11 protein-coding genes are annotated in these 24,152 nt (G+C 69.1%); 7 read left to right on the top strand and 4 right to left on the bottom strand.

Going from position 1 to position 24,152, the window contains the following annotated elements; all coding sequences use genetic code 11:
* The first annotated feature begins 3 nt into the window (after positions 1 to 3).
* The 4 genes from ACFV2O_RS13015 (at position 4) to ACFV2O_RS13030 (ending at position 14,349) form a co-directional block, all read left to right on the top strand.
* Entirely contained in the window at positions 4 to 4,533 is a 4,530-nt protein-coding gene (locus tag ACFV2O_RS13015; RefSeq protein ID WP_379251959.1) for an amino acid adenylation domain-containing protein, read from the top strand.
* Between the two features lie 52 nt (positions 4,534 to 4,585).
* Complete coding sequence (locus tag ACFV2O_RS13020; RefSeq protein WP_379251960.1) at positions 4,586 to 9,595, top strand: amino acid adenylation domain-containing protein; 5,010 nt, start codon at positions 4,586 to 4,588, stop codon at positions 9,593 to 9,595.
* Between the two features lie 109 nt (positions 9,596 to 9,704).
* Positions 9,705 to 10,766 carry an MAB_1171c family putative transporter gene (locus ACFV2O_RS13025; protein WP_379251961.1) on the top strand — a complete coding sequence of 354 codons (1,062 nt, stop codon included), beginning with the start codon at positions 9,705 to 9,707 and terminating at the stop codon, positions 10,764 to 10,766.
* Between the two features lie 82 nt (positions 10,767 to 10,848).
* On the top strand, positions 10,849 to 14,349 hold the full coding sequence (locus tag ACFV2O_RS13030; protein WP_379251962.1) for an amino acid adenylation domain-containing protein: 3,501 nt from the start codon (positions 10,849 to 10,851) through the stop codon (positions 14,347 to 14,349).
* 309 nt (positions 14,350 to 14,658) lie between these two features.
* On the opposite strand, the gene ACFV2O_RS13035 is transcribed toward ACFV2O_RS13030, so the two are convergent.
* Positions 14,659 to 15,630 carry an ABC transporter substrate-binding protein gene (locus ACFV2O_RS13035; protein WP_379251963.1) on the bottom strand — a complete coding sequence of 324 codons (972 nt, stop codon included), beginning with the start codon at positions 15,628 to 15,630 and terminating at the stop codon, positions 14,659 to 14,661.
* 150 nt (positions 15,631 to 15,780) lie between these two features.
* On the opposite strand from ACFV2O_RS13035, the gene ACFV2O_RS13040 reads away from it, so the two are divergent.
* Complete coding sequence (locus ACFV2O_RS13040) at positions 15,781 to 17,571, top strand: MFS transporter (RefSeq protein WP_379251964.1); 1,791 nt, start codon at positions 15,781 to 15,783, stop codon at positions 17,569 to 17,571.
* Positions 17,572 to 17,635: 64 nt separating this feature from the next.
* On the top strand, positions 17,636 to 18,766 hold the full coding sequence (locus ACFV2O_RS13045) for an MAB_1171c family putative transporter (protein ID WP_379251965.1): 1,131 nt from the start codon (positions 17,636 to 17,638) through the stop codon (positions 18,764 to 18,766).
* A gap of 216 nt (positions 18,767 to 18,982) precedes the next feature.
* On the opposite strand, the gene ACFV2O_RS13050 is transcribed toward ACFV2O_RS13045, so the two are convergent.
* The gene (locus ACFV2O_RS13050; protein ID WP_379251966.1) at positions 18,983 to 19,372 is read right to left on the bottom strand and encodes a cupin domain-containing protein; all 390 of its coding nucleotides are present in this window, start codon (positions 19,370 to 19,372) and stop codon (positions 18,983 to 18,985) included.
* Between the two features lie 230 nt (positions 19,373 to 19,602).
* The gene (locus ACFV2O_RS13055; protein ID WP_379251967.1) at positions 19,603 to 21,063 is read right to left on the bottom strand and encodes an MFS transporter; all 1,461 of its coding nucleotides are present in this window, start codon (positions 21,061 to 21,063) and stop codon (positions 19,603 to 19,605) included.
* Between the two features lie 69 nt (positions 21,064 to 21,132).
* Between ACFV2O_RS13055 and ACFV2O_RS13060 the strand changes: the two genes are divergently transcribed.
* Positions 21,133 to 21,795, top strand: coding sequence for a TetR/AcrR family transcriptional regulator (locus ACFV2O_RS13060; protein ID WP_379251968.1), 663 nt, complete (start codon positions 21,133 to 21,135; stop codon positions 21,793 to 21,795).
* Between the two features lie 43 nt (positions 21,796 to 21,838).
* Here the strand turns inward: ACFV2O_RS13060 and ACFV2O_RS13065 are convergent, their stop codons facing one another.
* On the bottom strand, positions 21,839 to 23,887 hold the full coding sequence (locus tag ACFV2O_RS13065) for a M13 family metallopeptidase (RefSeq protein ID WP_379251969.1): 2,049 nt from the start codon (positions 23,885 to 23,887) through the stop codon (positions 21,839 to 21,841).
* Between the last annotated feature and the right edge of the window lie 265 nt (positions 23,888 to 24,152).

The following is a 24,152-nucleotide window of genomic DNA, read 5'->3' on the forward strand; positions in this document are numbered from 1 at the left end:
TCGATGCCGGAGAACACGCAGGCGACCATGCCGGAGATCGAGGACGTACTGGCGTTGAGCCCGTTGCAGGAGGGGTTGTTCTCGCTGGCCAGGCTGGCCGGCGAGGGCGATCTGTACGCACTGCGGTTCGTGTACGAGATCGCCGGTCCCGTCGATGTGGCATTGCTGCGTCGCAGCGTCGCGGCCATCCTGCGGCGGCATCCGAATCTGCGCGCGTCGTTCTGGGACCGCGACCTGCCGCGGCCGGTGCAGATCGTCCCCACCGCTGCCGAGTTGCCCTGGGCCGAACGCGAAGTCGACCCGGGCGACCTCGACGCCGTCATCACGGCCGAGACGCGGGCGCCGTTCGACCTGACCCGCGGCCCGCTGCTGCGCGTGCTGCTGCTGAGATTGCCGGACGGCACTCGGCGCCTGGTGCTGACCGCGCACCACATCCTGCTGGACGGCTGGTCGCTCGGCGTGTTCTTCCGGGAACTGTTCGCCCTGTACCAGGCAGGCGGCGCGGCGGAGGCGCTGCCCGAACCCCGACCCTACCGGGACTACATCGGCTGGCTGTCGGCCCGCGACAGCGATGCCGCGTTGCGCTCCTGGCGCGGATACCTCGGCGATGTCGATCCGCTGATCCTCGCCGACCGTGGCGATTCGGCGGTCAACACGATCGTGCCCAGCGTCGACACGGTCACCCTGGACGCGGCCGACACCAGCCGGTTGACGGCGTGGGCGCGGTCGAACGGCCTGACGATGAACACCGTCGTGCAGTACGCCTGGGCCGTTGTCCTCGGCAGCTTGACCGACCGGCGCGACGTGGTCTTCGGCAGCACCGTCTCGGGGCGGCCCGACGAGTTGTCCGGGGTCGAGACGATGATCGGGCTGTTCATCAACACCGTCCCCGTCCGGGTGGCGGTCGGGGCCGAGAACGTGGTGCGGGACTGCAGGCGAACGCAGCGCGAGTCGGCTCCGATGCGTGATCTCGCCTACGTCAGCCTGTCGGCGATCCAGCGGTCGGTAGGCTCCGGCACGCTGTTCGACACCCTGTTCGTGTTCGAGAACGCGCCGATGTCCGACATCCTGCGCCCCATCGACATGGCGGACGGCGTTCGGGTGCGGCCGATGACCTCGGAGAGTTTGACGCACTATCCGCTCGCGGTGACCTCGTTCCTGTACGAAGGGCAGCTGGTGGTGACGGTCGAGGCGGTGCAGGCGGCACTGCGCGGCCTGTCCGGACCCGGCATCGGGGCGCGGTTGCTCTCGGTGCTGCGGCAACTGCCCGCGATCGGCGAGCGGGGGCCCGACGCGCTCGATGTCCTGCTGCCGGGCGAGACCGCTCCGCCACCGGCGCCGATCGCCGCCGACGTGCGCGGTGTGACCGTGTGGGAGCTGTTCGCGCGCCAGGTCGCCGCCACGCCGGACGCGCTTGCCCTCAGCACCGAAAACGATCGCTACACCTACCGCGAACTCTTCGATGCCGCAGGCCGATTGGCGAGCGCGCTGGTCGCACACGGGGCCGGTCCGGAAGAGGTCGTCGCCTTGGCGCTGCCGCGTTCGGCGCAGTCGATCGTGGCGATTCTCGCCGTGCTGGCGACCGGTGCGGCGTATGTGCCCGTGGATGTCACGCTGCCCGCGGCCCGTATCGAATCGATCGTGCGCCGGTCCCGGCCGCGCTCGATCCTGATCGACAGCTCGGGGCTGTCCGCGCTCGACGAGATCGCCGAGCGCCCGGAAGTGCTGGTAGTGAACGGTCTCTCCGACGGGCTTCCGGAGCTCGCGCCCGCGCCCGGCCACCCCGACCAGGCCGCCTATCTGATCTTCACCTCCGGCTCCACCGGCGAACCGAAAGGCGTCGTCGGCACCCATCCCGCGCTGGCCGCGTACTTCGCCGACCACCGCGACCGGGTGTATCGGCCCGCGGTGGCGCGGCTCGGGCGGCCGCTACGGATCGCGCACGCCTGGTCGCTCAGCTTCGACGCCTCCTGGCAGCCGCTGATCGGACTGTTCGACGGACATGCAATCCACCTGTTCGACGCCGAGGAGATGCGCGACGCGCGACGCCTGGTCGACGGCATCGTCCGGCACGGACTGGACATGATCGACACGACCCCGTCGATGTTCACTCAGCTGGCGGCGGCCGGACTGGTCGAGGCGGGCGTCACGCCGCTGTCCGTGCTGGCGCTCGGCGGCGAGGCCATCGGTGTGCCGCTGTGGAAACAGTTGTGCGCCCTGCCCGGCACCGCCGTGCACAACTGCTACGGCCCCACCGAGACGACGGTGGAGGCGGTGGTCGCGGCGGTGCGCGATGGCGATGCCGAACCGGCCATCGGGGCGCCGGTCACCGGAATGACCGGCTACGTGCTGGATTCGCGGCTGCGCCAGGTGCCGATCGGCGTCGTGGGCGAGTTGTACCTCTCGGGCGCTCAGGTCGCGCGTGGTTACGTCGGCATGCCGGGAACCACCGTTGGCCGATTCGTCGCAGATCCACACCGTGCCGGTGAAAGGATGTATCGGACGGGTGATCTCGTGCGCCGCTTGCCCTCGGGCGATCTCGCCTACGTCGGCCGGGCGGACGATCAGGTGAAGATTCGCGGCTACCGGATCGAGATCGGCGATATCGAGACAGCTCTGCTCGCCTTGCCCGGGGTGCGGGCCGCGGCGGTCGTCGTGGTGCGCCGTACGGGTGGTCCGAGCCTGGCGGCGTTCGCGGTGGGCGACGGTCTCGACGCGGTGCGGCTGCGCGCCGCGCTGGCCGATCGGCTGCCCGGTTACATGGTGCCGAACCGGATCGTGGTCGTCGAGCGGTTGCCGGTGACCAGCAACGGAAAACTCGATGCGAAACGGCTCGCGATGCTCGCCGAGGACCGGGCCGCCGGACCGGGAGCGGAGACGGCGCGCACCGGCACCGAGCACCGTCTGTGCGCCGCGATCGCCGAACTGTCCGGCGGTCCGGTCCCGAGCATCGATGACGACCTGATCGGCCTCGGCATGGACAGCATCGTGGCGATCTCCCTGGTGAACCGGCTGCGGCGGGACGGCCTCTCGATCAGCCCGAAGGCGGTCCTCGGCGCCGCCACGATCCGGGAACTCGCCGCGCGGATCGACGCGGAAGCCGGTCGCGAACGCGCGACGAGTTCGGAGGGCTACGGGCCGGTCGGCCCGACCCCGATCGTGTCGTGGATGCACGAGTACGGGGGCTACCGCAGACTCACGCTCAGCAATCTGCTCGAGTTGCCCGACGGCGTCGACCAAGGCGGCCTGACGGCGGTGCTGCAGGCGTTGCTCGACGGACACGACATGCTGCGGGCCCGCTTCGTCACCACACCCGAGGGATACGACCTGCACACGCGCGCCCCGGGCAGCGTCCGAGCGCGGGACATCCTGTCCCGGGTCGAGGAAGGCGACGACTTCTACGCGACGCTGGCCGCACGCGGCCGTGCGGCCACCGACGAGATCGACCCGTCCACCGGAGATCTGGTGCGCGCGGTGTGGTTCACCAGGTCCGGCGCTCCGGACGTGCTGCTGCTCACCATCCACCACCTGGCCGTCGACCCGGTCTCCTGGTACGTCATCTCCGCCGACCTCGCCGCGTACTGGGCCGAGGTGCTCGCGGGACGGACGCCCGTCCCGGCGGTCGAGCACACCGGCTACCGGCAGTGGGCCCGGCTGTTGCGCGAACGCGCGGGCGCCGAGGCGGTCACGGCTCAGCGCGACTACTGGACGCGCCAGGTCACCGCGCCGGACCCGGTGCTGGGCGCGCGGCTGCCCGATCCCAGGACCGACACCTGGGCTTCCTACCGGGTCCATCCCGTGCCCACCCCGGCCGAGACGAGCGCGGCCATCCTGGACAGCCTCGGCGGCGGCGCGGCGGGAGTCCGCGAATTCCTGCTCGCCGCTTTGACGATGACGCTGGCGAGCTGGCGTCTGGAACGCGGTCAGGACCCCACCGCGGGCGCGTATCTCGCGCTGGAAGGACACGGCAGAGAGGACGCGGTGCTCGGCGCCGACGTCGACAGCGCGCACACGGTGGGCTGGTTCACCAGCATCGTGCCCGCCCGGCTCGCAGCGGGCGCCGAGAGCGTGGATGTGGCCACCGCGCTGACCGATCCGGTTCGCGCCGCCGCACTGCTCGAACACGTCGCGGCACATCTGGCCGAACAGCCGAACGGCGGCGTGGACTTCGGCGTGCTGCGCTACCTCGCGCGAACCCCCGAACTGGTCGATGCGCCGCAGCCGCAGGTGCTCTTCGACTACCTGGGCCGGTTCGACCTGGCCGGTGCGGGACGGCCGTGGGCGCCGATCCCGGATCTGGCGTTGCACGAATGCCTTCCGCTCGTGGCGGAGCCCGACTTCCCGCTGCGCTATGCGCTCGACGTCGTCTCGGCGGTGCGGACCACCACCGAGGGGCCGCAGCTGGTCACCATGCTCCGCTGGAGCGAGGCGGTGTTCACGGTCGCGGACGTCGACCGGCTCGCCGAGCTATGGCACGACGCCGTCGTGGCCCTCGCGCGCGCGATCTCCGTGGTGACCGTCGGCGCCGACTGACCGCGATCGCCGAGCCACTCAGCCCATCCGAACCCAGTCCGAAGGACCCACCATGTCAGACGAGATTCTCGAGCGGCGCAAGCGGCTGCTGCAGCAGCGACTGCGCGAACAGCAACTCGCGCCCGCGCCCGCGCGACCCGCGCGCGGCAGGCGCCCCGGCGATCCGGCTCCGCTCTCGTCCGCGCAGCAGCGGATGTGGTTCGTGCAGACGGTCGCGCCGGAGGACACCACGCTCAACGTCTGCGTCGGCTACCGACTCGACGGTCCGTTGGACAGCGCACGGTTGCGCGCCGCCTTCGACACCGTCGTGGCGCGGCACGAGATCCTGCGCACCACCTATCACGTCGGCGCGGACGGCGAGCCATATCAAACGGCACACGCCGAACTGGGGCCGGTGTGGCAGCAGCACGATCTCACGGATCTCTCCGAGGAAGGCCGAGGCAGGCGACTCGAGGTTCTGGCGAGACGGGAGTTCGCGCGTCCGTTCGACCTGAGCTCCGAGTCGCCGCTGCGGGTGACGTTGGCGCGCACCGGTCCGGCCGAACACGTGCTCGTGCTGACGATCCACCACATCGCCTGGGACGACGACTCCTGGTCGGTCTTCTTCGCCGAGCTCAATGCCGCCTACCGCGGTGACCCGCAGGCGGAGATCCGTGCGCAGTACGTGGACGTGTCGCTCGCCGAGCGGCCCGCCGAAGACGACGCCGACCTGGCGTACTGGCGCGAGCGGTTGACTCCGCTCCCTGAGCGACTCGAGTTGCCCGGAACGCTCGCCGGTGGCGCGGCTACCCGCAACGCCGACAAGTGCGTGCTGCCCTTGCCCCAGGAACTGCTGGACCGGGTCACCGAGGTCGCGCGCGACCGTTCGGCCACCCCGTTCATGGTGTTGCTGGCAGCCTTCCAGGCGCTGGTCCAGCGGTACACCGCGGCGACGGACTTCCTCGTCGCGGTGCCGGTGACCGACCGCCGCGGTAGCGACGCCGAGGCGCTGATCGGCTATTTCGGCAACACGCTGCTGTTGCGCGCCCGAATCCGTCCGGGGCGCAGCTTCGCCGAGCTGGTCGACGTGACGAGGGACGCCGCCCGCGACGCGTTCGCGCATCAAGGGATCGGCGTCGAACGGGTCGTCCGCGAGGTGAGTTCGGACCGGATCGCGGGCAGCGACGGCCTGGCCCAGCTCGTGCAGCTGAGCTTCAGCGTGCGCGGCGGGGCGAACGGGTTCGATCTCGCCGGGGTCCGCTCCACCGAGCTGCCGTGGGGGAGCACGGTCGCGCAGGAGCCGCTGGGGCTGATGGTCGTCCTCGACGACGCGGGCGCGCGCGTGGAGGCCACCTACCTCGTCGACGAGCTGGACCGGTCGGTGGTGGCGCAATTGCTGCGCCACTACCTGGAATTGCTCACCGACGCGGTGCGCGATCCACGGCAGCCGGTCCGCGCGATCGATATGCTCGGCGCCGCCGACCGAGCGGACATCGTCGCGGCATCGCACGGTCCGCTCGTCGACGCGCCCGCGACAACGCTGGTCGAGTTGGTGCAGCGGCAGGCCGCGGCGACCCCCGATCGCGTCGCGGTGGTATCCGACGAAGCCGAACTCACCTACGGCGAGTTGAACCGGCGGGCGAATCGATTGGCGCACTGGCTGATCCGGCGCGGCGTCGGCGCCGAGCAGCTCGTCGCGCTGCGCATGGCGAACTCCATCGAATTCATCATCGCGAGTCTCGCGGTACTCAAGTCGGGTGGCGCGTACCTGCCGATCGATCCGGCCTATCCACCGGACCGCATCGACTATCTGTTGTCGGACGCGCGTCCGGCGCTGTCGTTCGACGCCGAAACGATCGCGGCGGCGATGACCGAGGCGGTCGACGCGCCGGACACGAATCCCACCGACGCCGAACGCGAGTCGCCGCTGCGCCCGTCGAACATCGCCTACGTGATCTACACCTCGGGCTCCACCGGACAGCCCAAGGGCGTGCCAGTGCCGCACGACGCGATCGCCGATCACCTGGTGAACTTCGCCGCCGACTGGGACGCCAGCGTCCCGGAGCGGGTGTTGCAGGCCACCTCGGTGAGCTTCGACGCGTCGCTGGCCGACATCTTCCTACCGCTGATCGCGGGCGCGAGCATCGTCGTCCCGAAACCGAACGCCTACCGCGATATTCCGTACGTCGCCGAGCTGATCGCTCGTCACGGGATCACCGTGCTGCACATGGTGCCCTCGCTGCTGGCCACTTTCCTCATGCTTCCCGAGGCGAACGACTGGCGGGCGTTGCGGCACGTGCCGGTCGGCGGCGAGGCGCTGCCCGGCGAGATCGCCGACCGGTTCGCCGCGCAATTCGACGCCGACCTGCGCAACCACTACGGGCCGACGGAAGCGGTGGTGTGCTCGACGTCCATGCCGGTCGACGGGCCGCAGGGCACCAGGATCGTGCCGATCGGATTCCCGAACCGCAACGTCTACGTCTACCTGCTCGACGACTCGCTGCGGCTGGTCCCGCCGGGCGTGATCGGCGAGATCTACCTGGGCGGACGCCAGCTCGCGCGCGGTTACCTCGATCGGCCCGCCCTGACCGCGGAGCGGTTCGTCGCCGACCCCTTCCTGCCCGGCGGAAGGCTGTACCGCACCGGCGATCTCGCCCGGCGCACCGCCGACGGCGAGATCGAATTCGTCGGCCGCGCCGACGAACAGGTGAAGGTGCGCGGGTTCCGCATCGAACTCGGTGAGGTGGAGGCCGCGGTGGCCGATCACCCCGGCGTCGCGCAGTGCGTCGCGATCGTCACCGAGCACGAGCGGCTCGGCCCGATCCTGGCCGCGTACCTGGTGCCCGCGCCGGGAAGCGAGATCGACCTCCAACAGGTGCGCGCGACGGTCGCGGCGACGCTGCCCGAGCACATGGTCCCCGCGGCCTTCGCCGTGATCGATGAAGTGCCGTTGAGCGCCCACGGCAAACTCGATCGCCGCGCGCTGCCGGAGCCGGAGCTGACGCAGACACGCACGTACCGGGCGCCCGAATCGCCCACCGAGATCCGGCTCGCCGCGCTGTACGGCGAGCTGTTCGACACCGAGCGAGTTGGCGCCGACGACTCGTTCTTCGAACTCGGCGGCCACTCCCTGCTCGCGGCCCGGCTGGTGGCCCTGGTGCGCGACACGTTCGGGATCGATATCGACGTGCGCGCGGCGTTCGACACTCCGACGGTCGCCGGGCTCGCCGCGCATCTGGTCGCCCGGTACCACGATCGGTTCGGCGAGAATCTCGATGAGGTCGTTCCCACCGGCCTACCCTCCGGTGACAACGCCGCGATGCCGACGAAACGACCGCGCCCCGAACGTATTCCGCTGTCGTACTCGCAGCGGGCGCTGTGGCTGCGGCGCAAGCTGGAAGGCCCGTTCGGGTGGGAGAACTTCCGGTTCGCCATCCGCTTCGACGGCGAACTCGACATCGCCTCGCTCACCGCGGCGCTCGGCGACGTGATCGCCCGTCACGAGTCGTTGCGCACCAGCTTCCCGGAACACGAGGGCACGCCGTACCAGCGGGTGGCCCCGGCGGGACCGGTCGAGTTGCCGCGCACCGCGCTCGACGGCGCTCGCCTGGACGAGGCGCTGGCGGCCGAGGCGAACCATGTGTTCGATCTGGCCGGGGAGTCGCTGCTCCGCTTGCGCCTGTTCGTCCTGGACGAGCGCACCCACGTGCTGTCGGTGCTGACCCATCACATGGTCACCGACCGGGAATCGTGCCGGGTCTTCCTCGAGGACCTCACCGTCGCCTACCGCGCGCGGGTGAGCGGCACGGCTCCGTCCTGGCCGGAACCGGCGCTGCACTTCGCCGACTTCGCGGTGTGGCAACGCGATACCTTCGACCACGCCCCCGGCCGCGACGATCTGAGCGAATACGGCAAAGCGCGACTCGACTACTGGCGCGCGGCCTTGGCGGGCCTTCCGGTGGAGATCGCGGTCGGCCACGACCGCCCGCGTCCCGTGCGGCTGGGCCATGCGGGTGTCAGCGCGACCCGGATCGTCGCGGCCGAGACGTGGCAGGCACTGCGATCGCTGGCGGAGACGACCGGCGCGACCGAGTTCATGCTGTGCCAGGCAGCGGCCGCGGTGCTGGTGCACACCCTCGGCGGCGGTGACGACGTGCCGATCGGCGCGACGGTCGCCAATCGGCCCTGGCGGTCGGTGGACCGGCTGATCGGCCTGTTCGCCGACATGATGGTGCTGCGCAACGATCTTTCGGGCGACCCGTCGCCGCGAACCGTGCTCCAGCGGGTGCGCGAATCGGCGCTCGGCGCTCTCGGCCACCAGGACGTACCGTTCGAGCGGATCGTGGAAACGCTCAACCCGCCCCGGGTACTCGGCCGCAATCCGCTGTTCCAGGTGATCATGCAGTTCGGGCACACCGCGCCGACCGTCGGCTTCACCGCCGAGACCACGCTGACCCCGCTCACGCCGCAGTACGACGCCGCGTTCATGGACTTCCACCTGGATTTCCTGGTGGAACCCGGTGGCGAGTTACTGGTGCGGGTGGTGGTCAACTCGGAGCTGTACGACCCGGCCTCCGGCGAGGAATTCGCCGACACGCTGGTGCGGATCTTGACCGCGTTCGCCACGAAACCCGATACCGCGGTGCGGGAATCGAACCTCGCGCCGCAGGGCTGGGACACCGCGCGTACCGTTGTGCGCCACGCGGCGTCCGAGTCCACGGTCGGCGAGGCCGAGGCGGGCCCGCCGCAGACCGAGACCGAGCGCGCTCTGGCGGCGCTGTTGGAGGAACTGCTGGAGATCACCGACGTGGACCGCACGGACGGATTCTTCGCGCTCGGCGGAGACAGCGTCATCGCGATCCAGTGGGCCGCGCGAGCGGGCGAGGCGGGCCTGGCGCTCACCCCGCAGCTGATCTTCGAGCACTTCACGCTGCACGAACTGGCGGCGGCCGTCGACGCGGCCGCCGATCAGGCGGCGGGCGCGCCTGCGCCGGAGGAGCACCGGTACGAGCCGATGTCGGCCTCGGGCCTGTCCGGTGACGCGTTGGCCATGCTGCGCGAATCCTGGTCCGCGCAACGCTGATTCGGGTGAGCCGGTCACGGTCGCGCACCGCGACCGGCGCACTGCCGTTGGACCTGGGGGCAGCGACGATTAGGGTTGCACCTCGATGGATTCGGTGTCTGTTTGGATCATGTTCCCGGTCATTCTGACTATCGCGGCGATCACGGTCGGCCGGTGGTTCCTGGTCGCGGACAGTGTCACCGATCGCATGATCAACCATGCGTGGGCGTGGAATCTGTGCGGTCTGGCGCTCTATGTCGCCGCCGCGGCGGCGGGGTCCGCGCAACTCGGGCAGCGACTGTTCCTGTGCTGCGGACTGATGACCACCGCCGTCGTCCTGGTGCTCGCGCAACTGGCGGCGGGTGCGGACCCCGAGGTCATGCTGCGACGGCAGAAGATCTACGCGGCCGTCGCCGCCGTGAGTTCGATTCTGACATTGATCTTTTCGCCCTTCGCCCGGAACGTGCTGCACGTCGGTTTGGACGAGATCGTGTGGACGTTGTCGGAGCTGCCCATGGTGGCCAGCGGATATCTGGTCGCAAATGCCAGTCTCCGAGAGTTGCGCACCGCCGCGCGGATGACGAAGGAGAAGCTGACGTATTCGGCGCTGCTGTTCCTCGCGGTCTATTGGGCCGCGGCGGCAGTGGTCACCGTGGTCCGCGCGCTCTTCGGCGTCCCGCCGAGCCATCCGGGGAACGTGCTGGCGAACTCGTCCTTCTTCTGTGTATTGATCATCGCGACGCTCACGGCGATACCGCTTTTCACCGCTGTGCTGACGCGCGCGGGGCTGGATAAGACCGGTCGGCGCTGCCGCCGCCTGCGTCCGCTGTGGTATGACCTGACCGCCGCCGTCCCGGAAGTCGTGTTGAGTCGGTCCGACGACGGAGACGGCGGTGCGGCGTCCCGGCTCTATCGGATGACGGTGGAGATCCAAGACGCGCTTTTGCATTTGAAGCCGTATATGCCGTCGCCCGCGCCGGGGCGGGAGGCCGCCGACGCGGGTCATGGCGTCGGCGATTACGCCCGTCAGATCGCCCACGCCATCCGGTCCCGAGCCGCCGGGCTGCGTCCGGTCACACCGACCGCTCCGTTCGCCGCCGTGGCGACCGGTGGTCACGATCGTGCCAACGGCTTGCGGCAATTACTCGAATTGGCGCGGGAATGGCCGAAAGCACGCGCCGATGTAGGTTAGGCATACCTATTTAGGGTCGGCTAAGCTGTGCCCCAGCAGTCCAGACCGCCGGATCCGGCGGCAGACAAGGAGTGGCAGCGCGATGGAGTCGACACAGCGTCGGGCAGAAGGAACGGTGGACATCGGCCGGGAGGAGATCCGGTCCGCGGTGGCCGACCAACTGGGCCTCGCCGCCAGGGAGATCGCCGATCACGACGACCTCATCCAACTGGGGCTGGACTCGATTCGCACCATGAAGCTCGCGGGCGGCTGGCGCAAACGCGGCGCCGACATCAACTTCGCTCAGCTGGCAGCCAGCCCTACGGTGGCTTCCTGGCACGGTCTGCTCGGCGCGAGTGCGGTCGGGCGGGCGGCAGGCCCGATGACCGTCGTGCCGGTGGCGAGCGCGGGCGACGAGGCGGCGCCCTTCCCCTTGGCCACCATGCAGCACGCGTACTGGATCGGCCGCTCCGACGAACAAGAGCTCGGCGGCGTCGCGGCGCACCTGTACATCGAATTCGACGGCGGCCGTATCGATCCGGAGCGGCTGGAGCGCGCGGTGGCCGATCTGGTCGCCACCCATCCCATGCTGCGCACCAGGTTCCTGCCGGATGGCACCCAGCAGACCATGACCGCACCCGGGAGGCCGGTGTTCGAGGTCGTCGACCTGCGTGATCGGTCGCCCGAGGCGGCCGAGGCCGCGCTCGCCGAGCTGCGTGACCGCAAGACCCACCAGCGTCTGGCCATCGAAGACGGTCAGGTCATCGATGTCACGCTCACCTTGCGCGACGCGGACCGCAGCCGACTGCACCTGGATGTCGACATGCTCGCGGGCGACGCCATGAGCTACCGGGTCCTGATCGCCGATCTGGCCAAGCTGTATCACGGGAGGGCCGTGCCGGTCCCCGGCTACACCTATCGCAGGCACCGCACCGAGCACCAGGGAGACGGCGCCGCTCGCGAGCGCGATCGGCAGTGGTGGCAGGAGCGGCTGCCGGAACTGCCGGGCGCGCCGGAACTTCCCACCGTGCCGGTGAGTGAGCGCACCGACCCGAATCGCACCGTGCGTTACGACCACTGGCTGGAGCCGGAAGCCAAGCAGCGGTTGCTCGCCGCCGCACACGAGCGCGGCATCACACCGGCCATGGCGCTGGCCGCGGTATTCGCCGAGACCATCGGCGGTTGGTCAGCGCAGAGCCGATTCCTGCTGAACGTGCCACTGTTCCACCGGGATCCCGTGCACCCCGACATCGATCGGGTGATCGGCGACTTCACGTCCTCGATCATGCTGGAGGTGGACGTCACCGACAGCATGTCGGTCACCGAGCGCGCCCGCACGTTACAGCGCGGCATGCACGAAAGCGGTACGCATACCGCGTATTCCGGGCTCGAAGTGCTGCGGGATCTGGGTAGGCATCGCGGTGAACCCGTGCTGGCCCCGGTCGTCTACACCAGCGCGCTGAACTTGGGCGAGTTGTTCGCCGACACGGTCACCGAGACCTTCGGCGAGCCCGTGTGGATCATCTCGCAGGGCCCGCAGGTACTGCTCGACGCGCAGGTCACCGAGGTCCGCGGCGGGCTGCTGTTGAACTGGGACGTGCGCGCGTCGGCCTTCCCGGACGGCATGATCGACGCCATGTTCGCCTGGTACCGCGCGGCGATCGGGCGGCTCGGTGACGGGGCGGCAGGGTGGAACGCGGAGGCCGCCGTGCGGCTGCCGGTCGACCAGGCCGCGGTGCGCGCCGCGGTCAACGCCACCGACGGCCCGGTCAGCGGGCGGTCCCTGCACCAGGGGTTCTTCGACAACGCGGCGGCGAATCCCGAAGCGCCCGCCGTGGTCTGGGGCCTGGGCGACGGCCGAGGCGCCTGGAGCTACGGGGAGTTGGCCGCTCGCGCGCTGGCGGTGGCGGGGGCCTTGCGCGCCGAGGGCGTGGAGCCGGGCGACGCGGTCGCCGTCGCGCTGCCGAAGGGGCCGGACCAGGTCACCGCCGTGCTCGGTGTGCTCGCCGCCGGGGCGACCTACGTGCCCATCGGATTCGATCAGCCTGCAGGCCGCCGGGCGGAGATCCTCCGCACCGGCGGTGTCCACGCGGCGCTGACGGTCGAGGGCGCGGACTTGGGCGCACCGATCACGTGCCTGTCCATCGACGCGGCCAGTGCCTATCCGGAGCCGCTCGCGGCCCCCGTCTACCCGGACACCGGCGAAATCGCCTATGTGCTGTTCACCTCCGGATCGACCGGCGTGCCCAAGGGTGTCGAGATCCCACACCGTGGCGCGATGAACACCATCGACGCGTTGAACGAGTGGTTCGGCGTCGGCGGCGCCGACCGCTCGCTTGGCCTGTCCGCCCTGGAATTCGACCTCTCGGTCTACGACATCTTCGGCTTGTTCGCGGTGGGCGGCGCGGTCGTGACCGTCGATCCGGAGCAGCGCGCGGACCCGTCCAGCTGGGTGGAACTGCTGCGCACGCATCGGGTCTCGATTCTCAACTGCGTACCGAGCATGCTGGACATGATCCTGGAGATCGGCGGTGATCAGCTGGGCGATTCGCTGCGCGCGGCCATCCTCGGCGGGGACTGGGTCGGCGCCGATCTCGCTCGCAGGCTGTCGGCGCAGGCGCCGGGTTGCCGATTCGCCGGACTCGGCGGCGCGACCGAGACCTCCATCCACACCACCATCTGCGAGGTGACGGGTGAACCGCCCGCACACTGGGCGACCGTGCCGTTCGGCGTTCCGTTGCGCAACGTCCGATGCCGCGTCGTCTCTCCCGCGGGCCGCGACTGCCCGGACTGGGTGCCAGGCGAACTGTGGGTCGGCGGCGTCGGTGTCGCCGCCGGCTACCGCAACGACCCGGAGCGCACCGCGGAACGCTTCGTCGAACACGACGGCATCCGCTGGTACAAGACCGGCGATATGGCCAGGTACTGGCCCGACGGCACGATCGAATTCCTCGGCCGTGCCGACCATCAGGTCCAGATCCGCGGATACCGGGTCGAACTCGGCGAGGTCGAGGCCGCGTTGCGCACGGTGCCCGGCGTCCGGCACGCCGTCGCGGCGGTCGCCGGTGCGGGCGCACCCAAGCTGGTCGCCGCCGTCGCGGGTGACCTGGACGAGATCGGCGACATCGCTACGGCGCTCGCGGACCTGTTGCCCGGCTACATGATCCCCGTTCGGATCGAACTCCTCGAGCAGATGCCGTTGACCGCCAATGGGAAATTGGACCGCCGCGCCGTGGTCGCCCTGCTCGAGCCAGGGGTGGGGGAGGACCGGGAGACCGCCCCACGCGACGACGTGGAGGCCGCGCTCGCCGACATCGTCGCGACCGTCCTCGGCATCGATGCGATCGGCGTGCACGACGACTTCTTCGGCCGCGGCGGCGATTCCGTGCTCGCCACGACCGTCATCGCCCGCGTGCGCGAGTGGTTGCAAGCCGAGCACGCGCTGGTCGCGGACCTGTTCGCCGCACGCACCGTCGCCCGGCTGGCCGAGTGCCTGCGGGAACGCGAGTTTCGGCACGGCGCGGACGGCAGGCTGTCCGCGGTGGCCCGGCTCTACCTCGAGGTCGCCGCGATGACGGACGAGGAGATCCTCGCGCAGACGTGAAAGCGGTTGGCAGGCAGCGCGGTTGTCCACGACGAACCGATCGGTGAGCGCGCCCGGCGGTCTTCGGTCCGCAGGCGGACCTGTGGACTGTCCGCGCTCCTCTCCGGATCGACCCTGATGACGGGCGTCGCCGCAGGCTCGCGTCGCCCCAGCGCGGACGCCGCTCCGAGCGCGCGGGCGCAGTCTGTCGCCGTGGACGCGGTCGAGTGGGTCATTCCCACACAGCCGATCGGGTCCCGCTGTGGACATGCGGCGGCGGGCAAGCAGCGCGTACCACCGCTTGCCGGGCCGAGTCGACTGACGCGGCGGCTATTTCGCCGCGGCGGCGAAGGCGGGTTCCAGCTTGTCGAGGATGTACGGCACCGAGAGCGCCGTCGGCGTGTTAACGGCGCTGATCTCCTGGGTGGTGAGGAACACGACCGAGCCCTTCTTGACCGCGGGCAGGTCGGCGTAGCCGGGTAGCTGCCGGAACTTCTCGTCCAAGCCGGAGGCGTAGCCGGCCAGCAAGAGATCGGCGGTCAATTCGTCGACCCGCTCGGGGGACAGGGCCAGCCTGCCCTGATTGGCGGGCAGGTCGGTGAGGTTCTTCGGAATGCCCAGACCCAATTGAGTGAAGACCTTCGACGATCCGTCGTCGGGGTCGGTCAACACCATGAGCTGTGCCGGACCGGCCAGCCAGGTACTGGCGAACGTCTTGCCCTTCAATCCGGGGTTCGCGGCGGCGATCGCGGCGACCTTGTCATCCACCTTCGCGATCACCTTGCTCGCCTCGTCCGGCTTGTGCAGCACCTTGCCGAGGGTGGTGATCTGGTCCTGCCAGGGCGCTACCGCCGCTTTGCTCAGGGCGGGCAACGTGGGCGCGACGCGGGAGAGTTCGTCGTAGGTCTTCTGGTCGGCGATGAACGGATCGACCAGGATCAGGTCCGGCTCCAGCGCGGCGACCTGTTCGGCGAGGTTCCCAGTGCTGGTGAGCGCCTTCGCCGACGCGAGGCTCTCCGGCTCCCACGGCGGGGTGCTCTTGGAGGCGATCGCGACATTGTCGAGGTATCCGACCGGCACTACGCCGAGCGCGAGCGTGGTGTCCAGCCACTGGTTGCCGAGGGCGACGATCTTGTTCGGAGTGCCTTCTACGGTCGTCTCGCCGCGGGCGTGGTGGATGGTCACCTGTTCGCCGCCGGACGCCGAGTCGTCCTTTGCCGATCCGCACGCGGCCAGGCCGAGGGCGAGGACTCCCGTCAGCGCCGCCCGCGACCAACGGCCGCGCGTCCGAACAGAGTTCATCTGCCGCACCTTCCTTCCGAGCAAGCTAGCCAAGGCTAACCTATGTAGCTCCGAGCTGGTATCGGTGCTCAGTGGAAGGCGGCTCCGTTTGATGGTTACATCGGCTAACTATATAGTTTGCCGTGATAACTATCTGGTGAGGGGCTGTCCGTGACGAATCCATCCATCGAAGTCGATCCGGGTGATGTCCGAACCATCCGGCGCCGGTTGCGCTACGACCGGGACCATCCGCGCTACAAGTGGATCGTTCTGACCAACACCACGCTGGGTGTCCTGCTCACGGCGATCAATTCCTCGATCGTGCTGATCTCGCTGCCCGCGATCTTCCGCGGCGTCGGGCTCAACCCACTCGAGGCGGGCAATGTCGGGTACCTGCTGTGGATGCTGATGGGTTACCTGCTCGCCACCGCCGTGCTGGTGGTGATGTTCGGGCGGCTCGGCGACATCTTCGGCCGGGTGCGGGTGTACAATCTGGGCTTCACCATCTTCGCGCTGTCGGCGGTCGCCTTGTCCTTCGATCCGTGGCACGGGGGCGCGGGCGCGTTGTGGATCATCGTCTGGCGCGTCGTCCAGGGTGTCGGCGGCGCGATGCTGACGGCCAACTCCTCGGCGATCCTCACCGATGCCTTCCCCGCGAGCCAGCGCGGCACCGCGCTCGGCATCAACATGGTCGCCGCGGTGGCCGGTTCGTTCTTCGGCCTGCTCATCGGTGGCGTGCTGTCGGAATGGGATTGGCGTGCGGTGTTCTGGGTCAGTGTCCCGATCGCCGTTCTCGGCGCGGTCTGGTCCTATCGTTCGCTGCACGAGGTCGGCATCCGGACCTCGGGCAAACTGGACTGGGCGGGCACCATCACCTTCGGTCTCGGACTCACGGCGCTGCTCACCGGCATCACCTACGGCATCCAGCCCTACGGCGGCCACGCGACCGGCTGGACGAGCCCGTGGGTGCTGGCCGCTGTACTGGGCGGCCTTCTCCTGCTGGCCGCGTTCTGCGTGGTGGAGACGAGGGTCCCCGATCCGATGTTCCACCTGGGCCTCTTCCGCCACCGCGCCTTCGGTCTCGGCAACTTCGCCAATCTGATGGTCTCGATCGGACGTGGCGGCATGCAGTTCATGCTCATCATCTGGCTACAGGGCATCTGGCTTCCGCTGCACGGGTACGACTTCGAGTCCACCCCGCTGTGGGCAGGCATCTACCTGCTGCCGTTGACCATCGGCTTCCTCGCCGCAGGCCCGATTTCGGGCTGGCTGTCCGATCGCTACGGGCCCCGGCTGTTCACCACCGGAGGCGCGTTGCTGACCGGCGCGACCTTCATCTTGCTGCTGGTCATCCCGGTGAACTTCGACTACTGGCTGTTCGCGTCGATCACCGTGCTCAACGGCATCGGCAGCGGGCTGTTCTTCTCGCCGAACACCGCCGCCATCATGTCCAGCGTTCCCGCCGCCCAGCGCGGCGCGGCCTCCGGGATGCGCGGCACCCTCTTCAACGGCGGCAACGCGCTGTCCATGGGAATCTTCTTCTCCCTGATGGTCCTCGGACTGGCGGCGAGCCTGCCATCGGCGCTGGACTCCGGTCTGCGCGCACAGGGCGTCTCCGCCGGAGCCGCCGCCGAACTCGCCGGCATGCCGCCGGTGGCGAGCATGTTCGCCGCGTTCCTCGGCTACAACCCGATCCAGGAGCTGCTCGGACCGTCGGGTGAACTCGACAAGCCAGGCGTCAACGCCGAAACCCTCACGGGCCAGGAGTTCTTCCCGAACCTGCTCACCGGCCCGTTCCACTCCGGATTGCTCGTGGTGTTCGTCTCGGCGGCGGTGATGATGCTCCTGGCGGCCGTGGCGTCGTGGTTCATCGGCGAGAAGTACGTCTACGACGAGGCCGCCGAACTCGCCGAAGCCGATCGGGTCACGCAGGACGCGTCCGCCGCGGTGCCCGTGCGCTGAAACACCGCGGCGGTTTCGCGCCCGGGCTGGCCCCACGCCGAGCGACGGCATACGGTCGATCGCGATGAACGCTGTTCCGACTCCAGTGGTGCTGTCGGTTGTCGTATTCGTCGCGCTCATGACCGCCGGGCGGTGGGTGCTCGTCGACGAGACGGCTACCGATCGGCTGATCAACCGCACGTTCAGCTGGAACCTGCTGGGTCTGCTGCTGTACGAGGTGACCGTCGCGGTGGGCCGTCCCGAGTTCGGGCCGCGCCTCTACCTCGGCTGCGGTCTCCTGGCGCTCGGCAGTTTCTACGGGCTGGCCAGGCTTGTCGACGGCGCCGATGCGGCAACCGTCCACCTGCGTCAGCGGCGATACGATGCGACGGCGGTCGCTGCCGTTGTTTCGCTGATCGTCGCCACGCCGATCCTGCGGTGGGCCTGGCAGTTGGACTATGTCGAAATCGTATGGACGATGTCCGCGCTCCCTGGAGGTCTCTGTGGGCTGCTCTTCGCCCGCGCCTGCGTTCGCGAACTGCGCGCCAGAGGCGTTTCGATCAGAGAGAAGCTGACGTTCGCGGTACTGCTGGCGTTCGCGACCTATTGGCTCATCTCGATGACGATCATGGTAGGTCGCGCGCTCACCGGTACGCCTCCGAGCCAGCCGGGCAAGGTGTGGGCCGTCGCGGCGGTTCTCACGTTCTCCGCCGTCACCCTGTTGACCATGATCCCCCTGGTCACAGCGCTGCTGGCGCGAACGGGCTTGGATCGGACCGGCCGTGACTGCCGTAGGTTGCGGCCGCTGTGGCGAGATCTCACCGCCGTGGTGCCGGAAGTGGTTCTGGCGGAGGACGGTTCCGCGCCGAGGGAAGCCACGTCCCGGCTCTATCGGATGACCGTCGAGATCTGGGATGCGCTGCTACACCTGAGACCGTATGTACCCGCTTTGTCCGAGGCCGGCTCGCCCGCCGGTCGCGACGATGCGCGTCGCTCTGCCCTCCAGGTCGCGCTGGCCGTGCGAGCCAAACGCGATGGTGACACACCGACTCCCGGCTCGATGGCTGCGGGCGCGGCGCATGGGGAGGCTCGCGATCGCGCGGCGGAGTTCCGGTTCCTGCTCGAATTGGCGCGTGTATGGCCGGAAGCCGTCGCGGCCGTGGGATATCGGTCGGACACGGCGCGGTTTTCCACAATCGCGGCGGTGTCCCGATAGCCGGACGTGTCTCGGCGACACGGCGAATCGATGGACATGATCGTTCCGCCCGGGCCACTCGGCTCCCGGATTCGGCTCCTACCGTATGTATCCCGGTCGGTACGTCATGGATCGGTCGCTCGCGCGGCCCGACCGCCGGGTGCGGGCAAGGCCGGCGGTGATCAGACCCCGCGGTGCTCGCACACGCGATCCATGCGCGAGCACCGATGGTGCGGATCACCGTGCGGTGACGGGCTCCTGGCGGGTCTCGTTGCGCAGGCCGACGGACATGATGTCGGACGGTTCGTCGAGTTCGATGCGGTGCCAGCGGTTGCGGGGGACGACGAACGCGGTGCCCGCGGTGAGGCGCACCATCGTCTCGTCGTCGCCCGCGTGCTCCGGTCGCAGGTAGAGACGCAACGCGCCGGTCAGGCAGCACACCGCTTCGTCGCTGCCGGGATGGACTTCCCAGTGGTCGGCGTGCACGTCGGCATCGGATTCGACGTGGAACGTCGCGAGCTGCCAGTCGCCGTCGCCGGTGCTCATCCGGCGTTCGCCGGCTGCTACGTGGCCGTCGCGGCCGAAATGAATGGCGCGGCCGAACAAATCGATCGGGGCCTGGTTCATGATGCTTCCTCTCGTCGGATTGGATGAGACTTTCCGGGCCGATCAAGGGCGGTGCCGGAACGAAGTGGGGGAGTGGATCGCCAGGCGCGGCATGGATACCGGCATCGGATCCATGCCGCACCAATGTGGATCGGCAGCAGCGAGGTCCGGTGGTAGCGGCTCGGTGCGCGGTCAGTGCAGAGCACTCGGCGCAATCCGACCCGTCTGGCTCTCGGGGCGGTTGCGCTGTCTTATGGTCGCGCGGCGGAAAACTTTTCGGATAGTTCGGCTTTGGGTCGAACCACGTCTGCTCTGGGTGTGGAAATCGTGCGGTGCGTCCTCGGCAGCACAGTCGCGGCGACGACGGTCGCCACGGCGAAGAATCCCGCCGCGCAGCACAGCGCGAGGGCGTAACCGTCGTTCAGCGCCGCGGGCGCGACGCTGTCTCCGGTGCGCGCCGCCGCGACGGTGGCGAGTGCGGCCACCCCGACACATCCACCCAGCTGCCGCGCGCTGTTGAAGGCCCCGGAAGCCATTCCCGCTTCGTGGGGCGCGACGCCCATGTTCGCGGCGGCGGCCACGGGAGCCAGGCATAATCCGAGGCCGAAGCCGCCCAGCAGCGAGGGTCCTAGAACATCGGCGAGGAAACTGCCGTCGGCGCTGATGAAAGCGAACCAGCCGATACCCGCCGTGGTGAGCACCCCGCCGATGACGAGTGCCGCTTTCGGGGACCGGCGGCCGCCCACGCGAGTGGCCACCACCGTCCCGGCGATGACACTGAGCGAGAACGGTACGAAAGCCGTACCCGCCGCGCCCGCGCTCATGCCCAGGACCTGCTGCTGGTACAGCGACAGCAGATAGAACGCGCTGAATTGGCCCGCCGCGGCCGAGAACACGAATACGTTCGCTCCGGCCACCCAGCGGTTGCCGAACAGTCCGAGCCGAACCAATGGTGTCGATGTGCGCGCCTCGACCGCGAGAAAAGCCGCGAGCAGGATCGCACCCGCCCCGAGCGTGAGGGCTGTGGCGGCGGAGAACCAACCGTGGTGTTCGGTCCGCACCACGCCGACCACCAGCAAACCTATTCCACCGGTGGCCAGGACGGCGCCCGGCACATCGATCCGCGCTCGCCCGCTCACTCGATCGGCCGCCACACCGGCCACCGCCGCGACCGATGCGACCACCACGATCGGGACGTTGACGAGCATCACCCAGCGCCAGTTGGCGTACTCGGTCAGCAATCCGCCCACCAGCACGCCGATCGCGCCGCCCGCCGCGTTCACCGCGCTCCACACGCCGAGCGCTCGCACCCGGGCGGGACCTTCCGGAAATGTCGTGGTCAACGTGGCCAAGGCGGCGGGCGCCACGGCCGCCGCCGCGAGTCCCTGGACGGCCCGCGCGGCGACGAGTTGCCATGGCTCCTGCGCGAATCCGCCCACCAGCGAGGCGATGCCGAACAGCACGAGCCCGCCGGTGAACAACCTGCGCCGCCCGAACAGGTCGCACGCCTTTCCGCCCAACAGCAGGAACCCGCCGAAAGTCAGCGCGTAGACGTGCACCACCCAGGCCAGATCGACCGGCGCGAAACCCAGATCGGCGCGGATGGCCGGCAGCGCCACGTTCACCACCGCCATGTCCAACGCGACCATGAACTGCGCGACGGCCACCGCCGTCAGAGCGACGCCGGGTCGCCCGCGAGAGTTTTTATACATGTATAGAAAGTAACCGCGCGAGTCGCCCCGTGTCCACACCCGGTTCTGCGGATGGGCGAAGATGGACGGATGCCGAGTTCGTCGTCGCAGCCACAACGCACCGGTCGACCTGCGCGTATCTCCCGAGCGGAGATCCTCGCGGCGGCCAACTCGGTGATCGAGGCCGAGGGCGTGGCGAAGCTGACCATGCGCCGCCTCGCCACCGAACTCGGCTGCACGCCGATGGCGCTCTACCACCACGTCCGGGACAAGGAAGACCTGCTGCGCCTACTGCTCAACGAATACGCCGACCAGGTGGCGTGGCCGGATTTGCCGGAGGAGCCGCGCGAGCGCGTCCGCGTCGCGGCGCGCGCCATGCACGACGTGCTCGCCGCACGGCCGTGGATCGTCGAAATCCTCACCGCCGACGACCTTTTGGGCGTCTCGGCGCTCTGGGTCAGCGAATCCATCGTGGACGGATTCGTCGCGGGAGGCCTACCGCTGGACCGCGCCGCCCAGGCGTACCGCGTCATCTGGCATTACACGGCGGGCGACCTCATCGTGCGCGCCCGATCCGCCCGCAGGGCCGCGGAGGACCGCCCCACCTTCCGCGCACAAGTCTTCGCCGACCTCGACGCCGACAGCTTCCCCCGCTTGGCCGCCCTCGGTTCCGACTATCTGTCCCTGGCCGCTCAGGACACCTACGACCTGGGCCTCGCCGCGCTCATCGACGGTCTGCTCCGGTCCGCATAGCGATCGAGCCCGCCGCGACGGGCAGGCTCGAACCTCACTTCGCTCAGAATGTCACCCGCTGATCGGGCGGCATGTACAACTTGTCGCCTTCCTTCAGCTCGAAAGCCTTATAGAACTCGTCGAGATTGCGCACGACCTGGTTGCAGCGGAATTCGTTGGGGGAGTGGGTGTCGGTGCTGAGGTAGCGGACGGTGAGTTCTTTCGTCTGCTTCTCACGCCAGCTGCGGGCCCAGGACAGGAACATGGTGCGGTAGTCGGGATTGTCGATCCCGCGGCGCTTCTCGGCGATGCGGAAGGCGGCCAGCGTGATCTGCAGTCCGCGCAGATCGGCGAGGTTCTCGCCCAAGGTGAGTTCGCCGTTGACGTGCTGATTCGGCTGCAGCCCCTCCGGGACGAGCGCGTTGTATTGGTCGACCAGTTGTTTGGCCTTGGCGTCGAACGCCGCGCGATCCTCTGGCGTCCACCAGTCGCGGCGGTTGCCGTCGCCGTCGTACTTGGAGCCCTGGTCGTCGAAGCCGTGGCCGATCTCGTGCCCGATGGTGGACCCGACCGCGCCGAAATTGACCGCGGGCAGAGCGTCCTTGTCGAAGAAGGGCGGCTGAAGGTAGGCGGCCGGGAAGACGATCTGGTTGGACGTCGCGGAGTAGTAGGCGTTCACCGTTTGCGGCGACATCCCCCATTCGGTCTTGTCGACGGGCGTGCCCAGGCGCGCGAACGTCCGCTTGACCTCGAACTCGTTGATGGCGAGCAACGACTCGATCAGCTTGCCCTTGGTGATCTTCAGCTTCGAGTAGTCGACCCACTTGTCCGGATAACCGATCTTGGGATCGATCTTGTCCAGCTTCGCCAGCGATGCCGCCCTGGTGGCAGGTGACATCCACGTCGAATTCGTGAAGTTCTCCCGGTAGGCCGCGATCACGTCGGCGAGCATCTCCTTGGCGCGATCCTTGGCTTCCGGCGGGAAATGCTTGGCCACATAGAGTTTCCCGAGCTGCTCGCCGAGCTTGTCGTCGACGATGCTCACGCCGTACTTCCAGCGTTCCGGGCGCTCGTCCTGTCCGTTGAGAATCCTGCCCTTGAAGTCGAAATTCGCGTCGTTGACGGCCTTCGGCAGATAGGGCGCGAACTCCCGCAACACGGCCAACTTCAAGTAGTCCCGCCACGTGGCGATGTCCACCTCGGTCCACAGCTGGCCCGCTGCCGTGATGAAGGACGGCTGGTTGACCACGATCGTCGCGAACAACTCGCGTGGGCGGTCGGTGTTGCCCGCCAGCCACGGATCCCAGTCGAACCCCGGGGCCAGCGCCGTCATATCGGTCCAGCTGTAGACGTTGTAGGTCGCGTCGGTGTCGCGGTTGCGTACGTTGTCCCAGTGCGCGGGGGCGATGCGCTTCTCCAGATCGAACACCCGCTGAGCGACACCGGCCGGGTCGGCCCATCCCGCGCCCGCGGCGACGCGCTCGAGGAAGGTGCGGTACTGCCCGAGCACCTCGGCGTATTCGGGCTTCCGGTAGTACTGCTCCCCGAGCCCGAGTCCGGACTGGCCGACCGAGGGGATGTAGGCGTTGGAATTCTTCCGGTCGACGCCGATGCCGAGCCCGATCAGCCCGCCGATCGGCAACTCGGCCATCACCTTGGCCAGCTCCGGCTTGGTGGCGGCCCCATCGATCTTCGCGAACAGCGGCGCCAGCGGCGTCATGCCGAGCCGCTCGATCTCGTCCCAGTCCACCCTGGCGTCGTAGAGATCCCTGATCTGCTGTTCTTCCGAGCCGGGCTTCGGGTCGTGGATACCGTCGATGATCTCGCGCAACTGCTGCTCGGTGCGCTCGCCCGCCTCGCTGCCCGAGCCGTAGCTGACCTTGTCCGGCGGCAGCTGGTACTCCCGCAGCCATTTCCCGTTGACGTGCCGGTACAGGTCGTCCTGCGGCCGTATCGTCTCGTCCGCTCCGCTGAGATCGACGCCGGTCAGCGTCCTGCTCGCGGGTTCGGTGTCGTCCGAACAGGCGACCAGCGCGGCGGCGGCCGGGACGGCTCCGAGGGCGATCAGGAAGGCACGACGATCCAGCTTCGCTGGCCGACCGGTAGATGTCACGAGAATCCTCTCCCCGACGCGGCGGTGCCGCTGGTGTACGAAGGCAGCCTTGCAGGACACGAGGCTACCGGCGCGGCGCCGGTCCGGCCCGGATTGGGGACGAGCGTCGTCGTGCGGGCCGGCGACCACCCCCGATTTGGGAACGACCTGCGGATTCCCATACACTAGACCGGTTGCCTGCGGGAGCTGTGCCCGCAATCCGGCAGTGAACCCCCAGTGGTTGGTTCCGCGTTTCTGGTTCGAACCGAGAAAACCGCTGGCAGGC

This window comes from Nocardia sp. NPDC059691 (assembly GCF_042733915.1).
Classification (GTDB): domain Bacteria; phylum Actinomycetota; class Actinomycetes; order Mycobacteriales; family Mycobacteriaceae; genus Nocardia; species Nocardia sichangensis.

What these genes read in the sequence shown, in the direction of transcription:
- ACFV2O_RS13015 (WP_379251959.1), top strand. Translation starts at nt 4, where the DNA reads ATGCCGGAGAACACGCAGGCGACCATGCCGGAGATCGAGGACGTACTG.
- ACFV2O_RS13020 (WP_379251960.1), top strand. Translation starts at nt 4,586, where the DNA reads ATGTCAGACGAGATTCTCGAGCGGCGCAAGCGGCTGCTGCAGCAGCGA.
- ACFV2O_RS13025 (WP_379251961.1), top strand. Translation starts at nt 9,705, where the DNA reads ATGTTCCCGGTCATTCTGACTATCGCGGCGATCACGGTCGGCCGGTGG.
- ACFV2O_RS13030 (WP_379251962.1), top strand. Translation starts at nt 10,849, where the DNA reads ATGGAGTCGACACAGCGTCGGGCAGAAGGAACGGTGGACATCGGCCGG.
- ACFV2O_RS13035 (WP_379251963.1), bottom strand. Translation starts at nt 15,630, where the DNA reads ATGAACTCTGTTCGGACGCGCGGCCGTTGGTCGCGGGCGGCGCTGACG.
- ACFV2O_RS13045 (WP_379251965.1), top strand. Translation starts at nt 17,636, where the DNA reads ATGAACGCTGTTCCGACTCCAGTGGTGCTGTCGGTTGTCGTATTCGTC.
- ACFV2O_RS13050 (WP_379251966.1), bottom strand. Translation starts at nt 19,372, where the DNA reads ATGAACCAGGCCCCGATCGATTTGTTCGGCCGCGCCATTCATTTCGGC.
- ACFV2O_RS13055 (WP_379251967.1), bottom strand. Translation starts at nt 21,063, where the DNA reads ATGTATAAAAACTCTCGCGGGCGACCCGGCGTCGCTCTGACGGCGGTG.
- ACFV2O_RS13060 (WP_379251968.1), top strand. Translation starts at nt 21,133, where the DNA reads ATGCCGAGTTCGTCGTCGCAGCCACAACGCACCGGTCGACCTGCGCGT.